General features: G+C 74.2%; 14 protein-coding genes. 4 read left to right on the top strand and 10 right to left on the bottom strand.

Annotated features, from left to right (window positions below):
* Position 1: 1 nt before the first annotated feature.
* Genes ACZ4UB_RS03335 through ACZ4UB_RS03315 form a run of 5 tightly spaced genes read right to left on the bottom strand, consistent with a single transcriptional unit; the run spans position 2 to position 5,959 of the window.
* Positions 2-2,041 carry a phage tail sheath C-terminal domain-containing protein gene (locus tag ACZ4UB_RS03335; protein WP_468067936.1) on the bottom strand — a complete coding sequence of 680 codons (2,040 nt, stop codon included), beginning with the start codon at positions 2,039-2,041 and terminating at the stop codon, positions 2-4.
* Entirely contained in the window at positions 2,038-2,505 is a 468-nt protein-coding gene (locus ACZ4UB_RS03330; protein ID WP_399257154.1) for a phage tail protein, read from the bottom strand. Before ACZ4UB_RS03330 ends, ACZ4UB_RS03335 begins: the two co-directional genes overlap by 4 nt.
* Before the next feature lie 42 nt (positions 2,506-2,547).
* Positions 2,548-4,422, bottom strand: coding sequence for a phage tail sheath family protein (locus tag ACZ4UB_RS03325; protein ID WP_468067935.1), 1,875 nt, complete (start codon positions 4,420-4,422; stop codon positions 2,548-2,550).
* Positions 4,423-4,445: 23 nt separating this feature from the next.
* Positions 4,446-5,369, bottom strand: a complete 924-nt coding sequence (locus tag ACZ4UB_RS03320; RefSeq protein WP_468067934.1) for a hypothetical protein — start codon at positions 5,367-5,369, stop codon at positions 4,446-4,448.
* Positions 5,366-5,959, bottom strand: coding sequence for a Pvc16 family protein (locus ACZ4UB_RS03315; RefSeq protein WP_467956259.1), 594 nt, complete (start codon positions 5,957-5,959; stop codon positions 5,366-5,368). The genes ACZ4UB_RS03320 and ACZ4UB_RS03315 overlap by 4 nt, the downstream gene beginning before the upstream one ends.
* Positions 5,960-6,080: 121 nt before the next feature.
* Between ACZ4UB_RS03315 and ACZ4UB_RS03310 the strand changes: the two genes are divergently transcribed.
* Complete coding sequence (locus ACZ4UB_RS03310) at positions 6,081-6,977, top strand: hypothetical protein (RefSeq protein ID WP_468067933.1); 897 nt, start codon at positions 6,081-6,083, stop codon at positions 6,975-6,977.
* A gap of 121 nt (positions 6,978-7,098) precedes the next feature.
* On the opposite strand, the gene ACZ4UB_RS03305 is transcribed toward ACZ4UB_RS03310, so the two are convergent.
* Positions 7,099-8,013, bottom strand: coding sequence for a phosphatase domain-containing protein (locus ACZ4UB_RS03305; protein ID WP_468067932.1), 915 nt, complete (start codon positions 8,011-8,013; stop codon positions 7,099-7,101).
* A 3-nt stretch (positions 8,014-8,016) separates the two neighbouring features.
* Positions 8,017-9,225 (bottom strand): RNA ligase, encoded by a 1,209-nt coding sequence (locus tag ACZ4UB_RS03300; protein WP_468067931.1) that lies wholly within the window; start codon positions 9,223-9,225, stop codon positions 8,017-8,019.
* A 210-nt stretch (positions 9,226-9,435) separates the two neighbouring features.
* On the opposite strand from ACZ4UB_RS03300, the gene ACZ4UB_RS03295 reads away from it, so the two are divergent.
* Together ACZ4UB_RS03295 and ACZ4UB_RS03290 are read left to right on the top strand one after the other, a co-directional pair.
* A complete protein-coding gene (locus tag ACZ4UB_RS03295) occupies positions 9,436-11,208 on the top strand; it encodes an immunity 49 family protein (RefSeq protein WP_468067930.1) in 1,773 nt (590 codons plus the stop codon).
* Between the two features lie 72 nt (positions 11,209-11,280).
* On the top strand, positions 11,281-12,135 hold the full coding sequence (locus ACZ4UB_RS03290; protein ID WP_468067929.1) for a carbon-nitrogen hydrolase family protein: 855 nt from the start codon (positions 11,281-11,283) through the stop codon (positions 12,133-12,135).
* A gap of 190 nt (positions 12,136-12,325) precedes the next feature.
* Here ACZ4UB_RS03290 and ACZ4UB_RS03285 read toward each other — a convergent pair whose 3' ends face one another.
* Positions 12,326-12,769, bottom strand: a complete 444-nt coding sequence (locus tag ACZ4UB_RS03285) for a MarR family winged helix-turn-helix transcriptional regulator (RefSeq protein ID WP_399257134.1) — start codon at positions 12,767-12,769, stop codon at positions 12,326-12,328.
* Positions 12,770-12,943: 174 nt separating this feature from the next.
* On the opposite strand from ACZ4UB_RS03285, the gene ACZ4UB_RS03280 reads away from it, so the two are divergent.
* Positions 12,944-14,449: an MFS transporter gene (locus tag ACZ4UB_RS03280; protein ID WP_468067928.1), complete on the top strand. Its 1,506-nt coding sequence runs from the start codon at positions 12,944-12,946 to the stop codon at positions 14,447-14,449.
* Here the strand turns inward: ACZ4UB_RS03280 and ACZ4UB_RS03275 are convergent.
* On the bottom strand, positions 14,446-15,060 hold the full coding sequence (locus ACZ4UB_RS03275; protein ID WP_468067927.1) for a HutD/Ves family protein: 615 nt from the start codon (positions 15,058-15,060) through the stop codon (positions 14,446-14,448). The genes ACZ4UB_RS03280 and ACZ4UB_RS03275 overlap by 4 nt on opposite strands.
* 109 nt (positions 15,061-15,169) lie before the next feature.
* A complete protein-coding gene (locus ACZ4UB_RS03270; protein ID WP_468067925.1) occupies positions 15,170-16,921 on the bottom strand; it encodes a carbohydrate binding domain-containing protein in 1,752 nt (583 codons plus the stop codon).
* Between the last annotated feature and the right edge of the window lie 196 nt (positions 16,922-17,117).

Raw genomic sequence — 17,117 nt, 5'->3', positions numbered from 1 at the left:
CTCACCCCACCGCCACGGCGCCGTCGCCGTCCTGGGCGATCCGCAGGACGAGGTACTCCAGGGGCTGCGCGGGTGCGACCCCGATCTCGGCGACCAGTCGCCCGAGGCCCTGGGACCAGGCGGGGTTGAGGCGTTCGTCGCAGTGCACGAAGAAGGACTCCTCCTCGCGGTCGCCCGCGAACGCCCCGGAGCGGTGCAGTCCGCGCAGCAACTGCACCACGGTTCCCCGTAGTTCGGCGCGGAGTGCGGGCGAGTGGGGTTCGAATGCCAGGACCTGGGCCTGCCGGTCGAGGGCGAGGCGCAGCATGGTCATCAGGCGGCGCACGCTCAGTTGGCGGTAGTCGGGGTCGCCGGAGAGCGTACGGGCGGAGGCGAGCCGGAAGCCGTCGCGCTCGGCCCGGAAGACGTCGATGCCGAGCAGGTGCAGGGCATCGTGGTCGGCCTCGGCGAGCCGCTGGGCGGCGGTCACGGCTTCGGCGGCGAGTTCGTTGGCGGGCCCCCAGGGCAGGCCCAGGCGCCGTTCGCGCTCGGCGATGATGCCCGCGGCGAAGCCGCTGGGCGGAACGAGGACGGCGCTGCCCCGGGGGTCCTCCGCGGGCATCACGCCGAGCCACGGGTGGTGGGCGGCGGCGTAGGAGCTGTCGAAGGCGGCGCGCCAGCGGGCGACGGCGCGCACCGGGAGCCGGGGAGGTACGTCGAGCAGGGCGACGAAGCGCCGCTGCCGCTCGGCGAGGGCCACGAGCCGCTGCTGGCGGCGCAGGATCTCGGGCAACTGCGTGACGCCGTCCAGCAGGAACTCCCGTACGGCGGCGGAACGCGAGGTCAGCGGCGGCGACGGTGGCGGGCAGGGGGCGAAGACCGCGCCGGGCGGGGTCCGGGTGGGAAGTTCGGTGCTCACGGGCGCCTCGGCGTACTCCCACAGCAGGTCGGGTACGGCGAGCAGGGCCACCTCGGTGACCAGCGCCATCCGGTCCATGCCGACGGCCGGTGCCGGGCCGCTCCCCGGCGGCGCACCGGTTTCCTCGACGGCCTCGCCGCCGCCGACGGGCAGCAGGTCGACGGGGACGGGGCCCTGGAAGCTGTCGGGGCCGATCCCGGAGTAGCGGTCGAGGCCGGGGCGGACGGGCCGGGACAGGGCGGAGCCGAGCCTGCCGTCAGGGGGCAACAAGGGGTCGGGCCAGGTCCCGTCGGGGGTGACGAGGAGGGATTCGGCGGCCAGTACGGCGGCGGCGGGGCGGGGGTGGTCGCCGCCGAGGCCGAGCCCCGCGAACCGCTCCTGGCGGGGGCGTGCCGGATCGGGGTCGGTGACGGTGATGGTGACGGTGACGGCCTCGACCTCCACGGCCAGGGTGACGGTCCGGCCGCCGGGGCCGGTGACGGGCGGCCGGTCCAGGACGGCGATCCGGCGCCGCGGCCCCCCGGGCGCCGGTCCGGGACCGGGGTCGGTGGCGGACGGCGCGTCGACGAAGCCGGTGATCCGGAAGAAGTCCCCGGTAGTGGGCAGCCCCGCGCCCCGCAGCCGCAGGACGCTTCCGACGGGCGGGATCCGGGCCTCGGGCAGGGCCAGCTCGGGCCCGCTCACCTCGGCGGCGAACTGCTCGGATCCGATGAACTCCCACCGGACGGCGAGCCGCCCGCCCCAACCGCCTTCGTCGCGGGCCCGCAGGTCCACCTCGGGTCCGCTCCCCGCGCCCGTACCCGCGCCGCCGCCGAGCCGGGTCCGGTGCAGCGCGTGGGCCCGCTGGGCGGCGGGGTGCGGGGCCCGCGGGAGGGGGGCCACGCGCAGCACGTGGGCGCGGACCCCGCCCTGCGCGAAGAACGCCCGTACCGCGTAGGGCAGCAGGCCCGGGCCCTCGAAGCCGCCGAAGCGGTCCAGGTAGTCCGTCCAGCGGTCGACGGCGACCGGGGTGTCGACGGGGCCGCGCGGGGCCACGCCGACGAAGCCGGCGACGTCCAGGCGCACCGGGCCGAAGGAGGGCGGCGGGCGGCGGGCCTGCCGGTGGACGCCGGGTGCGCCGAGCCGCGGTCCGAGGGGGGTCACGAGGAGAGCGACAGGAAGTCGATGGATTCGGCGACGAGGTGCAGCTCCTCCATGGCGACCTCGCCCCCGCCCTTGCCCTGGAGGGTGGGGCCGACCCACTTCTTGGGCTGGGCCTGGTTCAGCCGCCAGGAACAGACCGGGGCGTGCCCTTCGTCGTGGAGCGTCACCGTGACGGTGAGGGGGAGGTAGATGCCGCTGCGGGTGTCGGCGATCCACTTGAAGAGGCGCAGGTCGCCGATGATGCCCCGCTTGAGGGTGACGTCGTCCGTGGTGTTGGTGTTGGCGATCTTCCGGACGTGGTTGAACTGGTCGTTCCCGTTGCGGTACTCGGAGAACTTCACCTCGTTGCCCGCTCCGCTGAAGTCGGAGAAGCCGCCGCTGATGTCCCCCTCCAGGCCGGCGCTCGTGTTGCCGAGCTGGACGAGGAAGTTGAAGGCTCCGTAGGGGTTGGTGCGCGTGGCCATGGGTCTGTCTCCCGGTCTTCCGGCTGCTGGTGGCGGGGCGCGTCAGGTGCGCTGGGCGTCGGCCGTGAACTGTCCGACGCGGAACACGACGAACTCGGCGGGGTAGGTGGGGGCCACGCCGACCAGGCAGACCAGCCGTCCGTTGTCGAGGTCGTTCTGCGTCATCGTGGTGCGGTCGCAGCGGACGAAGAACGCGTCCTCGGGCTTGGTTCCCAGCAGGGCTCCGGTCTGCCAGGTGGCGATGAGGAAGTCCTCGACCGACTGCCGGACGGAGGCCCAGAGTCGTTCGTTGTTGGGCTCGAACACCGCCCACTGGGTCGACTTGTCGATCGAGTGCTCCAGGTAGATGAAGAGCCTGCGCACGTTCACGTACTTCCACTCGGGGTCGGAGCTCATGGTCCGGGCGCCCCAGACGCGGCGGGCGCGTCCCTCGAAGAAGCGCAGGGAGTTGATGCCTTCGGGATTGAGCACGGCCTGGCGGTCGTAGGTGACGTTGGTGGTGAAGTCGTCGATGCCGAGGAGGACCTCGTTGGCCGGGGCCTTGTGGACTCCGCGCTCGATGTCGCTGCGGGCGTAGATCCCGGCGACGTAGCCCGAGGGCGGTACGTCCAGGAGCGCCGCCGGTGCGCCGGGGTCGACCCGGCGGGCCGGGTCGGTGATCTTGACCCACGGGTAGTAGAGGGCCGCGTACTTGCTGTCGAACTGGGCGCGGAAGCGGCGGACTTCGGAGATCGAGCTGTCCGGGGGCGGGTCGATCACCGCGATGCGGTAGCGGAGCCGCTCGCAGTGCCCGATGAGGAGGTCGACGGCCGCCTTCTGCTCCGCGGCGACGAGGGTGACGGTGTCCGGGACGGCGACGATGGCGATGTCGTCGATCTCGGCGAGCGCGCCGAGGCCGCGGGCGGGGTCGGTCAGGCTGTCCGGGTTGGCGTCCCGGCCGCCGAGGTCCGCCGCCGAGAGCGGGTCCCCGTCACCGCCGCCGACGAGGTAGAGGCCCTGCGGCGCGGTGAGGAGCGCGGCGAACCGGGCGCCCGCGGTCACCGGCTGCGCGCCGGTCGCGGGCGGTACGTTCTCCAGCCAGACCAGGGCGAACTCGTCGGCGGGGTCGGCGGCCTGCAGGACCTTGGCCACCGAGCGGGGGTGGGCGTCGTCGAGCTCCAGTTCGTTGTACACGTCGGTGCGCTCGCCGCCGGCGCGCACGGTCACGGCGAGGGTGAGGTGGAAGGCCGCGGTGCCGGCCGCGACGGGCTCGAAGGCGCCCTGCGGGCCGACGTACCCCAGCTCTCCGTCGGCGCGGCGGGCCACGACGCGGACGTTGCCCGGGGTCGGCGCCGTGGTGTCGGGGACGGACGGGGCCTCGCCCCCGGCGAGCGGAAGGACCTCCACCGCGGCTCCGGGCCGCACTCCGGTGAGCCGGGGCAGCGCGCCCGGGCGCGGGACGAGGATGTTCTTGCCCCGGCGGAAGGTGACGGCGACGCTGATCCGGGCGCCCGCCGAGCCGGGCCAGCGCGCCCGCCAGCGCACCAGCGGGGTCCCCTGAGCGGGTACCTGGACGGAGGCGAAGTTCCGCGGGACGTCGATGACGGGGGGCGCGGTGGCGGTCCGGGTGAAGACGAAGACCCGCGAGACGTAGAGCCGCCGTCCGCCGTTGGCGAAGAACGCGCGCGCGGCGAGCGCGAGCGGGCAGCTGTCGTCGCCGATGGTGAGGCCGCCGAAGGCCCGTTCGTACTCGGTGTAGCTGGTGACGAGTGTCGGCGCGGGCAGGACCGTGGGGCCGCCGTCGGGCAGGGTGTAGGGCACCGGGCCGTACGCGGTGCGCCCCGCCATGGCGAAGGTGCTGGTCGGTACGCCCTCGATGGACCGGGAGCGGAAGCTGGTCTCCTCGACGTAGACGCCGGGGGTCAGGTACTCGGGCATGTACGGCTCTCCTCGGTCACGGGTCAGTCGGTGGTGTGGAGCAGGTCGTCGGTGGGGAGCACCCGGCCGACGGTGAGGGTGCGGACCGTGTCCGCGGCGCAGGTGCGGTAGCCGGGCGGCAGGGCGAGGCCGCGCAGCACGTCGTTGTCGAGGTCCTGGGGGCCGGGCGGGGAGGCGCTGCGCCGGACGGCCTCCGCGACCAGGTCGGCGAGCGGGTCGGGCGCCGGGGCCGGGTCGGGGGGCGGGACGGGGTCCGGGGCGTGGGTGCGCAGGGCGATCGCGAGGCGGGGCGGTGGCGGGAAGGGCAGGGGCGCGGCGCCGCCGATCAGCAGCAGGGCGTGTCCGTGCTCGTCGCCGTGCGCCCAGCCGAGGAGGGCGCCGCCCGGGCCGAACGCCTCGATCCGGGGCCAGCGCACGGGGTCGGCCGGTCCCGGTCCCGGGCGGGTGACGCGCAGCCGCAGCCCCGTCATGCCCTGCGGGACGGGGTAGGCGGGCCCGGGGAGCAACCAGGGCAGCAGCAGCCGGGCGTCGGCGCGGACCCGGGGGCCGTCGGGCGCCGCGGCGTCGGCGTCGGCCAGTTCGGCGCGGGTCCACAGCGCTACGGCGAACCGCCGCGGGATCCAGCGGCGGGCGGGGTCGTCGACGCGTACGCGCACGGCGGCGCCGACTTCGCCGGGGGTGCCCGACGTCCCGTAGCGGAGCACGAATCCGGACGGCTCGTGGCGCTCCAGGGCCCGCACGGGGTCGTCCGGCCCGGGGCGGCGGCCGGGGATCCGGGCGGACTCCCAGCCGACCCGCAGCCCGGGACCGGCCGGGCCCCGGGTGTGGGCGTCGAGCGGGCGGACGGCGAGGGCGAGCCGGTGCAGTACGACCGCCGTCCCGGGGGCGACGGTGAGGCGCGGGTCCGGGTCCGCGCCCCGCGGGTCCGCTTCCGCGGCGCCGGTCACCGGGGCAGCTCCGAGGTGGCGACGGCCACGGTGGTGACCTCGCCGGGCACCGGGAAGCGGCGGCCGTCGATGCGCACGACCCGGGCGAGGTAGGGCAGGGAGAGTCGGTAGTCGGTGGTCATCGCCTGGAACGCCTCGCTCATCGAATCCATCGCCAGCTCGTCGGGCACGATCTGTACGGTGTCCCCCGGCAACCAGCCGCCGGTCGGGTCCAGGAGCGGTCCGGTGAGGGGTCCCGCGCTCTCCAGGATCCGGACGGCGAGCCCGAGCCATTCCAGCTCGGACTCGACGACCTCGTCCCAGGCCGCGAGCAACAGGTGCATCCGCAGCGGCAGTCGGGGCAGCCCGTCCCGCGCGGCCAGGGCGGCCCACGCCGGCCGGGTGTCGTGGTCGACGCTGACCCGGTAGCAGTAGACGGTGACGGCCGGGCGGCGGATGAGGGCGTCCGTGGTGCCCACCCGGTCGAAGTCGACGGGCCCCGCGAGGACCGCCTCCGGGCGGCGCCCCTCGGGGATCTCCGCGCCGAAGCCCGCGTTGAGCAGCGTCACGACGCTGCGCCCCACGGCGGCGAGTGCCCGGTATCCAGCCATGCTCCGATGCTGCGGGCCGCCCGTCACGCCGGCGTTGCGGGCTGCGGGCTGCGGGCGACGGACCGGTGACACCCCGCGGCCCACACTCGGTGCGCCTGCCCCATCGAGAAGGAGAGCCCTCATGAGCAGCACCTCGCACCCCCGGCCGGCCGGCACCGACTGTGACCTCGGCGCCATCGACGATCTCGCGTGCAGTGCCAAGGGGATCCAGCGCCGCGCCGAGGTCACCCAGGAACACCTGCCGCAGCTGCGCGAGTTCCAGGAGAAGCTGGGCGCCGCGCGCGTGGAGTACGCGAAGGCCCGGCACACGGCCCAGGGCGATCTGGAGGTGGCGGGCGAGGTCCTCGACCGGGTCCGCGAACAGATCCGCTGCCGGATCACGCCCGAGCAGCGGCACTGCCTGCGCGAGGCCGTGGACGAGGTGTTCGAGGAGATCAGCGAGTGCTCGGACGGCTGGGGCTGCTGTGTGGACGACTGCGACTGCAACTTCGACGACGGGGTCGGGGAGGAGGACACCGTCGCCACGCTGTCGGCCCGGATCGCCCGCTACACGGCGGAGGTGCTGCGGGACACGGCGTGCTTCGTCTCCTTGGACGGGGAGCTGACGGCGCTGCCGGAGCGGGCCGCCAGGATCCGCGCGGACGCGGCGCAGTTGCTCGCCGACGCCGCCGACCCGGTCGTGGGGAAGGACGTCGTGCGGCTGTACGCCCGGTTGCTGGTGCTGCGGCGCCGGATCCACGACGCGTGGCGCGGCTTCGCCACCGTCTCGGCCTATGTGGAGTGCCTGTGCAAGGTGCTGCTGTGCGTGCTCAAGGGGTGGCAGGCCATCGCCGTCCTGGAGGGGGCGCGGGCCGAGTTGATGTGCAAGGAGGAGTCGCGCAAGGCGGCGTGCCTGCGCAAGCGGAACCAGGTGGTGGAGGAGGTCATGGCCGTGTACGCCCGCCTGTGTCCGCCCTGCCCGCCGGGGCACGGGGACGGCTCGGAGGAGGAGCCCTGCGAGGAATCCGACCCGGCGTGAGGGCCGCGCTGTCGCGCGAGGGCCCCGCCCGCGCTCCCGCCGCGGCCCGTCGGGGTCACGGCGGGAGCGCGGAGGAAGCGCGGGGGCGGCCCGGCGCTGCGGCCGCGCGGGAGGTCCGGGGTCAGAAGGCCCCGTAGTTGACCTGCCAGGTGGGCAGCCCCATCCGGCGCCAGATGGCGACCACCCGGTCCCGGTCGTCCAGCGATACGCGGACCGCGAAGCGGTGGCGCACGTGCTGGTCGAAGAGTTCGGCCTTCACCACGTCGTCCTGGCGGTGGTCTCCGGAGGCCCGCATCCACAACTCGTCGTACGGCACGTCGTACCGCGCGAGCCATTCCTCCGTCTGCGGACGGTGTTCCTCGCTGCGCCCCGACAGCAGCACGATGGTGTCGCCGTCGGCCCGCCGGAAGGCGGTGAGGGCGTGCCGGACGGACGCGTTGAGGAGGTCGGTCCCGCAGCGCGAGAAGTCGTACGGGCCGCGGTCGCCGCGCAGCGCGAGCGTCCCGTCGATGTCGCACATCACGGCGGCCGGCAGGGCCGGGTCCGCGACGTAGGGCTCGACGTCCGGCTGGTCGTTCAGCCAGGCATCGGTGAGTCGCCAGCCGCCCTTGGTGGCCTTCGCGTGCTTCTCTGCCAGGATCCGGATGATCTCCTCGCCGACGGACCGCTCCCGCGCGGCGTCCCGGCGCACGCACTCCTCGACCGGCACGTCCGTGAAGTCGTGGACGACGAAGGTGGCCCGTCCGGCAACGGCCGCCTTCAGCCGCTTGGGGACGTGCTGCGTCAGGTGGGTGTTGTCGACGACCACGTCGAACCCGCCCTCGACGGCGGTGCGCACCGCGGCGTCCTGGATCGCGAGGACGGTCTGCTCGTGCGCGAAGGACCGCTCCCCCTCCGCGGCCGGGACGTCGAGCATGGCCCGTAGGTCATCGAGGTTGACGCGGCGCATCCGGCCCCCGGACTCCGCCTGGAGCGAGCGCGCGGCGGTGGTCTTGCCCGACGCGGGCAGCCCCGTCATGACGTGGACGACAGGCACTGGTCAGTTCTCCTCATCGGTCGTGAACGGGTCGGACGCCTGCGGCCGCACCGCCCGCCAGGTGACGAGGTCGGTCGGCCGTGCGTCGAGCCGCAGGAACAGGGCCGCCCGGATGCCCGGGTCGACCACCGCCCGCGTGGCGCGGGCGAAGGCGCCCCGGTCGTCGCCGAGGTGCGCGATCTCCCGGAAGGCCTCGTCGATGGCGCGTTCGCGGTCGGTCGCGGCGCGTTCCATCCCCGCGATCATCTCGCGGACCCAGTTGTCGAACTCGTCCGGGACCTGTTCGAGGAGCGCGTCGAGCGGCGCGCCGCCGTGGGCGCGGACCTCGGCGAGCGAGCAGCCGATGCCCTGGGCGACCTGCCGGGCGGGCAGGGCGGCGAACCGCTGGATGCCGTGGCCGCGCCAGATGTCGCGTGCGGTGACGCCGGTCAGGACCTTGTGGAGGCGTACGTATTCGGCGATCTTGGCCTTCACCCGGACACCGGAGGCGTAGCGCAGCACGAAGCCCTCGGCGTCGGTGCCGGTCGCCGCCGCGCCGTCCGGCAGGGTGCTGGACTCGGTCCGCGCGATCAGCTCGGCCAGGGGCACCGCGGGCCAGGTGGTCACGACGCCGCCGATCCCCGCCCAGTCGTGCGCGGCGGACGCCAACGGCCGTTCGGCGCCGTCGCGATCCATCGCGGCGAGCAGCACCAGGTCCCGGCGGTCGCCGTAGTCGACGACGATGCGGTTCTGCGGGTAGAGGATCTCGGCCAGGTAGGTCACGCCCGGGACGAGCGCGGTGGTGTCCTTGGCGTCGAGGTACCGCTGGGCCCAGGTGGCCTGTTCGCTGATGAACGACCCCTTGGACGCGACCCGCCACGCTCCGGCGTAGTGGAAGACGACGGCGAGGCTCCCGTCGACCTTCTCGTACACCTCGAAGGGCTCGTCCGGCAGGGCCGGCGCGTAGGGCTGGCCGGCCGTGTGCTCACCGACGTTGAAGAACTTCGGCAGGGGCAGTGCGACGATCTCGCCGGTCGCGTCGTCGGCGACCAGCCCCCGGCACCGGGTGGTGACCCGGTTCCAGACCCGCTCGTACTGACAGGTCCGGGTGTAGGTGTAGATCGACAGCGGCAGCTCGGGGTGCGACTTGCGCGTGACGTGCCCGGCGTCGAGGGCCGCCGCGAGCTCGTCGGGCGGCATCAGTTCTTTGAGAGTCAGGGGCGCCTGGCTCATGGGATTCCTCCTGGTTGCGAGGCTCCAGTCTGCCCCGGGGCGGCTGCCCGCCGGTATCGAATAACGGCCCCGCGCGGGGCGTGCGGGCGGGGCGGACGCACCACCTCCACCAGGGCCGAAGCGGCGTCGACCGCCTTGTCGGACCCCCCGCCTATGCTGGCGGACGAGATCGGATGAGGCCATCCGGCAGCCAATCGTGGGAGGTTACGGGTGCGTATCGAGCGCCATGCGGTCGGGGAAGCGGCGTTGTCCGCCGCGGTCGAGGATTTCGCCGAGCGGATGGCCGGTGACGTGCACCGGATGCAGCACGACGAATCCCCGCAGTACGGCTGGGAGATGATCTGCGAGTCCTTCCTCGACTACGTGGGTGCGCGCTCCGTGGACCATCCGACGCTCGCCGGGAAGGACTGCAAGCTGGCCTTCGAGTCGGCCGCCGCGGCCGCGCTGGGCTCGTTCGCCCTGACCGCGTGGCCCCAGCGGGTGGGGGACGTGTTCATCGAGTACACCGGTACCGGTGTGGTCTACGACCGGGAGGAGCTCGCCGGCGACGTCCCCGCCTACGACTGGCTGGACACCTTCTTCCTCGCGTGCGTCGCCGGGGACACCGACCGCGACGGGGCGCTCTTCCTCAGTGCGGCGCCGCCGCGCGACGGACAGGAGGGGCGGGCCGATGTGGCGCTCGTCCACGCCCTGTTGGCCTTCGTGTACGGGGTGCTCGGGAGCGCCGATGCAGGGGGCTCGGGGGGCCCGGTCACCGACGAGCAGCGCGCCGCGTTCATCGACGTACTGGTCCGGGAGCTGGGCCCGGGCAGCGACCGGTCCCACGACCGGGCGGCGCTGGCCACCTTGCGGGCGCTGGCGGCGGACGACCGGGACGCGTTCACCGCGGCGCTGGCCGAGCAGCTGACGCGGTACCGGGAGCGGCAGGCGGCGACGGCGAAGCCGCACCCGCGCTCGCTGCTGCCGCTGGACGCCCTCGCGCTCGCCTCGTTGGCGCAGCGGTGGAAGGGCTGGGAGCCCGGCGTGGACTCCGATTACCTGCCCGCGGCCGCGCTCGGCGGTTTCGCCCCGCCGGTGCCACGGGTACGGGCCTTCGGCGCGGACAAGCGGCCGGACGCCCTCGCGGCGCTGGCCGCCGGGCCGCTGGTGGTGGACGGGCCGCGCCGGTCGCGGGACCAGGAGCCGACCGATCCGGAGCAGGCCGGGCGGGCCGAGCGGTACGACCAGTACCTGGGGCGCAGCGCGGCGGAGTTCGCGGATCCCGAGGAGAAGGCGGCGGACGTCGCGCAGCGGTTGACGCGCCTGATGGACGACCAGTACCGGCTCTTCCAGCGGCGGGTGACGGACGGGCCCACCGCGGACGACGGGCGCGGGCACGGGGCGCTGGTGCGCGCCGCCGAGGCGGGGACAGCGGCCTTCCGGCTCGCCGCGGCCGAGCCCGGCAGCGAGCAGGAGGTGAGTGTCGGCGGCGTGACGCGCGCGCTGCCCGCGGGCGGCCGCCCGAACGCGGTGGGCCCGGCGCAGTGGCTGCGGGCGACGGCGGCGGCCGTGCTCTCGGGGGAGGACGCGCTGTTGGCCGAGTGCGTCCGGATCGGCCCGGACCCCTTCGGCAGCGGCGGCCGCGCCACGGCGGTCCGCGCCTACGCGACGGCGCTGCACGACCACCTGCGCGGGGCCGACGCCGAGCCCGCGCTGCGCGGGGCGGCGGCGGAGGCGTTCCGGATGCGCCACCTCAACTACCTGCCCCCGCCGGTGGTGTTGCTGTCGCAGCTGGCCGCGGGCGACCGGGAGGGTTTCGCGCTGGCGCTGGTGGACGCGCTGGAGGAGCACCGCGACCACTACGAGGTCGGCGAGAACGCCACCGACCCCGACGCCCCGCTCAATCCGGACGTCCTGGCGCTGGTCTGCCTGGCCCGCCGGGCCGGCTGGGAGGTGCCGGTGCGCTCCCCGTACCTGCCCGCGTCCCTGGTGCCGGTGGCGTAGGTCCGGGTGGCGCGGGCGGTGGTGGGGCGGGCGGCCGGGGTCGTCCGGAGCGCTCGGGTAGTTTGGTGGTCCATGGATGATCTTCATGACCTTCCCGCCGCCCCGCTGACCGTCGTGGCGGGCCAGGCCGGCTGCGCCGCGCTGGACGTCGCCGCCAATGCCGCCACCGCGGCCGATCTGGTCCGCCGCGCCGCCGACCGGGGCGGCGACCTGCTGGTCCTGCCGGAGCTCTTCCTCACCGGCTACGAGCTGGCGGGGATCGCCGCCGACCCCGCCCGGCACGTGCCGGCCCCGGGGGACTCCCGGCTGGACGTCCTGGCCGCCGCCTGCGCCGCGACCCGTACCGCGGTGGTCGTCGGGGCCCCCGCGCGGGACGCCGGGACCGGGGAGCTGCGCATCTCGGCCCTGGTCCTGGGCCGGGACGGTCACCGGGCGGCCCAGTACGACAAGCAACACGTCACGCCCGGCGAGCGGGCCGCCGGTTTCGGCGCGGGCCCGCGCGGGTGCACGCTCTCGCTGGACGGGTGGCGCCTCGGTCTCGGCATCTGTTGGGACTCCGGCTTTCCGGAGCACGCCCGCGCGGCCGTGCGGGGCGGCGCCCACGCGTACCTGGTCGGTGCGATGTTCGGCCGGGGCAACGGCGAGCGCCAGCTCGCCACGGTGTTCCCCGCGCGGGCCCTGGACAACACCAGTTACGTCCTGCTCGCCAACCACTGCCGCCCCAGCGGCCCGTACGACGGCTGCGGCCGCAGCGCGATCTGGAACCCGGACGGCACCCTGCTCCACGACGCCGGCACCGATGACCCCGGGCTGGCCGTAGCCCGCCTCGACCCGGCGGTACTGGCCGGTGCCCGCTCGCAGGAACCCGTCCTGATCGACCCCTCGCTCGACGCCCCCGCCCTCCCCCGCAGCAGCGGCACGCTCTGAGGCGCCGCCAACGGGGGGCCTGGTTCAGCCGGACCACCGTGCGCGGCGCCACGCGCTCGATGTCCGCCAGGGCGGCCCAGCTCGCCGCTCCCCCGCTGCCGGGACTGCGCGGGCCGACGGGATCCGCGCTGGGCACCTCCAGGTCGATCGGATCGGCGGCGGCGTCCGGTGGGTTCGGCCGGCGCTCCCGTCAGAGCGCCTTGCTCTCCATCGTCGGGCGCAGGCGCGCGAGCAGGGCGTAGAGGGTCGCGCTCTCGTCCTCGTCGAGGGTGTCGAGCGCGCCGTGCGTGGCCTGCATCTCCTCGCGCACGCGCCGGATGATCTCGCGGCCCGCGTCGGTGGCCACGACGTTCTTGACCCGGCGGTCGGCGGGGTCCGCCTCGCGCCGGACGAGCTCGCGGGCCTCCAGCCGGTCGACGATCCCGGTGACGTTGGATGCGTCACACACCAGCAGGGTGGCGAGCCCGCGCATCGGGACCGGTTCGTCGAGCTGGGCGAGGGCCTTGGCCTGGGTGGAGGTGAGGCCGTGACGGGCCGCCGCGGCGGCGAAGTCCCGCCACTGGGCGGTGGCGATCGCGGCGAGCAGCTCCAGCAGCTGGAGCTTGGCGGGCGAGGGCGGTGCGGTGGCGCTCATGACTGGAGTGTACTCGCAGTGCTTGAGGTCATCAATCATTTACTTGACGTCCTTAACTATCCAGGTCTAACGTCATCCTCCTGACCAATTGCTTGATGCACTCAAACATCCGCGATCTGAAGCGATCCGAGTGACACCCCAGCGTTCTGAAGCCATGAGAAGGTCCTGCCAGCCATGAGCACCCCCGCATCCGCCCCCGCCGCCGGGCAGAGGAACGAGACGGTCATCGTCTTCGCCCTGAGCCTCGCCGCCATGGTCGTGTCGATGATGCAGACCCTGCCCGTCCCGATCCTGGGTCTGATCCGGACCGATCTCGGTACGTCCACCGCCAACGTGAGCTGGGTGACCACCGCCACCCTGCTCTCCGCCGCGGTCTTCACCCCGCTGCTCGGCCGCTTCGGCGACCAGCACGGCAAGAAGCCGACCCTGATCGCCGTCCTCGGCGTCATGGTCGTCGGTTCCGTCATCGCCGCGCTGGCGACCTCGCTCCCGCTGCTGATCCTCGGCCGCGTGCTCCAGGGCGCCGCGACCGCGATCTTCCCGCTGGCCCTGTCGGTGCTGCGCGAGGAGGTCCGCCCGCAGAAGCTCCCCGGTGCGATGGCCCTGGTCAGCGGCACCCTCGCCTTCGGCAGCGGGCTCGCGCTCGTCGCCACCGGCCTGCTCACCTCGGGCACGGACGCCGACTACCGCAACGCCTTCTGGATGGCGACCGGCTTCGCCGTCCTCGCCCTGCTCGCGGTCGTCTTCCTCGTCCCGGCCACCCGCCACAAGACCGGCGGCCGCACCGACATCCTCGGCGCGCTGACCCTCGGCATCGCGCTGCTGCTGCTCCTGCTGCCGATCTCCCAGGGGCACGAGTGGGGCTGGTCCTCCGGCCGCACGCTGGGCAGCTTCGCCGGCGCCGTGGTCATGGGCGCGGTGTGGGTCTTCACCGAGCTGAAGGTCCGCGAGCCGCTCGTCGACATGCGGATGTTCGTCCACCGCCCGGTGCTCATGGCGAACCTGGCCGGCATCCTGGTCGGCTTCGGGATGTTCGCGAACTTCCTCGGCGTCTCCTACCTCGTGCAGATGCCCAAGGCGCTCACCGGCTACGGCTTCGACGCGTCCATCCTGCGCGCCTCCGTCCAGTTCCTGCTGCCCGGCGCGATCGTCTCGCTGCTCGCCTCCCCGGTCGGCGGCCAGCTGGTCCGCCACCGCGGGCCGCGGATCGCCCTCGCCGTGGCCGCCGCGCTCGGCGCCGTCGGCTTCGGCTGGCTGGCCCTGGACCACGAGCACACCTTCTCCGTGATCGGCGCCGGGATCGTCGTCGGCGCGGCCGTCAGCTTCGGCTACGCGGCCATGCCCGCCGTCATCATGGCGAGCGTCCCGCACCACCAGAGCGGCATCGCCAACGGCATCAACTCCATCTCCCGCTCCACCGGCAGCGCGATCGGCAGCGCCATCGTCACCACGATCCTGGCGTCCAAGACGATCGAGCACCTGCCCGCCGGGGTCCCGCCGCTGCCCGCCGAATCGGGCTTCACCCTGACCTTCGGGATCGGCGCCGTCGCCTTCGCGCTGGTCGCGGTGATCAGCTGGCTGGGCCTGCGCGGCAGCACCGGCCCGCGCGTGGTCGAGGCGAGCGCGCCGCGCCTGGCGAGCGTGCCGACGAAGACGCCCGAGAGCGCCGACGCCGTCTAGCGCTCCCCCACCGGTGCGAACCGGACCACCGCCGCGCGGCCTTCCGCGCTCAGGTGCAGGACGCCCTGCTCGCCGCCCGTCGCGAGCAGGGCGTCGTACGTTCCCAGCCGGACCGCGTCCAGGTGCGGGCCGGCGAGGGACGCGGCGCCCTCCAGCGCCACCACGAGCAGTACGTCGCGGACCCCGGCCGGGCCGCTCAGGGCGAGGTCGCCGCGCACGACGGCGACCTCCGCCCGCGTGGTGGCCCTGCGGTACATCACGTTGAAGTTCACGACGGGTCCGTCGAGCAGCCGGCAGTCGGTGGCCACGTCCCCCGGGAACCGCTGCGGCGCGAAGCGTTCGGCCACCGCCCGGCGCACCCCGTCCACGGTGAGGTCCATACCGGCCCCCTCGACCACGGTGAGCGTCCGGTCGATTCCGGGGAACGCCGAGAAGGGGCCGTCGGCGGCCACCTCCGCGAGGCTGACCCGCCACCCGAAGTCGCCGCCGGGGCCCTGGCCGCGGCCCGTGGCCCCGGCCGCGATCTGCCGGGTGACTCCCCCGCCGTTCTTCCAGGCCTCGGCCGTCCGGTCGGCGGCCCGCAGGATCCGTACGTCACGTTCGCTCGTCATGGTGATCAGCATGCCCCGGGCCAGGGCGCCGGAGCGGACCGGGGCGGCGCGGCGCAGCGGCGGCCGCGACCCCCTGTCACCGGGGTCGCGGCCGCCGTGCGCCGGTCCGTCAGCCGACCGCGAGATCGTCCCCGTAGACGGATCCCTGGCCGTACCAGCCGTGCAGGAACACCGTGACCGTGCCGGAGGCCCCGGTGGTGAAGGGGACCGACAGCTTGGTCCAGGCCGCGGAGCTGGTCCACGTACTGGCGCTGGCGCCACCGCGCACGCCCAGGTAGGCGTAGCTGCCCTGGACCCATCCGCTCAGCGTGTACGTGGTGTTCGGGGTCAGCGTGAGGGTCTGCGCGCACTCCCCCGTCTGACCGGCGGTCGGCGCCGTCTTCAGGGCGTACGAGCCCCCGTGCGCCGGGGTCGCCACCACCGCGCCCCCGCTCTCACAGGTCCACGGAGCGAGCGCGCCGCTCTCGAAACCGCCGTTGACCAGCGCTCCGCTGCCGCCGCCCGGGCCGGAGACCGTGAGGGTGAAGGTCGTGGAGTGGCCGAGCTGGCCCGCCGTCCCGGTGACGGTGATCGGGTAGGTGCCCGGCGCGGCCGAGGCCGCGGCGGTGACGGTGAGCTGCGCGGAGCCGCCCGCCGTGACCGAGCCGGGGGCGAGCGTGGCGCTCACTCCGGCCGGCGCCCCGGTCGCGGTCAGGGTGAGGGTCTTGGCGTTGCCGGAGGTGACGGCCGTGCTCACCGTGGCCGTGGCCGTGCCGCCGGGGGCCACCGACGCCGAACCGGGCGCGACGGCGAGGGAGAAGTCGTCGGCCACCGGTCCCCCGCCGCCGGTGAAGGGCGCGAAGGTGTGGGTGAAGTACCAGGGGTCCTGGACGATGCCCGAGCAGGTGTCGGAGCCGCCGGTGCCGGGGCAGCCGCCGTTGTCGCGCTGGAGGGCCCAGAAGGAGAGCGTGTTGATGCCCTTGCCGACGGCCCAGTTGTAGACGGCGGTCGCGTCGGCGGTGGTGAAGGTCTCGGCGGCGCCGAAGTCGTCGATGCCGGGCATCTCGGTGACGCCGATCATCCCCCAGAGCTGGGCGGGGGTCTTGGCCGGGTAGAGGGTGGCGAGCTGGTTGTAGAGGCCGGCGGCGGCGGTCTGGGTGTCGGCCGCCATGTTGTGGCTCGCGTTGTCGTAGTAGTCGAAGGTCATCAGGTTCACGACGTCGACCTGCGCGCCCGCGGCCTTCGCGCTCCTCAGGACGGCCAGCCCGCTGCTCGCCAGGCCACTGGTGGTGGTGGGCAGGGTGTAGGAGATCTGGAGCGGGCGGCCGCTCGCCGCGGCCCAGTCCTGCACCTTCTTGATGGCCTGGTTGCGACGGTCGATGCCCGCCTTGTTGGTCAGCGAGTTGTCCTCGATGTCCATGTCGAGGCGCGCCATGTCGTAGGTGGTGATCACCTTCTCGTAGGCGGCCGCGATCGAGTCCACGTTGGTGCAGCTGTCGGCGATCTCGGTGCCGCCGTTGTCGGCGGCGTACCCGCCGAAGGAGGGGATGACGTCGCCGCCGCGCGAGCGGATGGTGGCGAAGTCGGAGCCGAAGACGGAGGCGGAGATCGGCTGGCCGGTCGAACCGTTCCAGTAGGGGGTGCACGATCCCTTGGCCTCGGTCTGGACGAACGCCATCGTGAGGTACTTCGCGCCGGACTTCTGGGCGAGGTCGGCGGGGCTGTCGTTGGAGTACGCCTCGAAGTAGGGGGCGAACACGTGCGCCGGCAGCGGGGTCGCGGCGGCGTGCGCCGCCGAGTCGGCCGCGAGGACGAGGCCGGCGGAGGCGGCGAGCGTGCAGAGGGCGGCCGTTAAGGCGCGCAGGGACCTGGGGCGTCTCATCGTTGCTCCCGGTGGGGCGTGAGCGAGCGAATGGGCGGACGCCTCATGATTGGTCTGGACCATCCGTCGGTCAAGGGTCCAGACCACTTCATTCCCAAGGGTTTGCCGATCCGTCCAACTCGCCGCCGCGTGAGGCCATTCGGTGGGCGAACCGGGATGCCGGGGCTCCTACCGGGACGGGAGCCGCACCCCCCGG

Source organism: Streptomyces sp. NPDC028419 (genome assembly GCF_055565515.1).
Note: the sequence above shows the minus strand (reverse complement) of the source record. Positions and strands in the feature narration are given on the sequence as shown.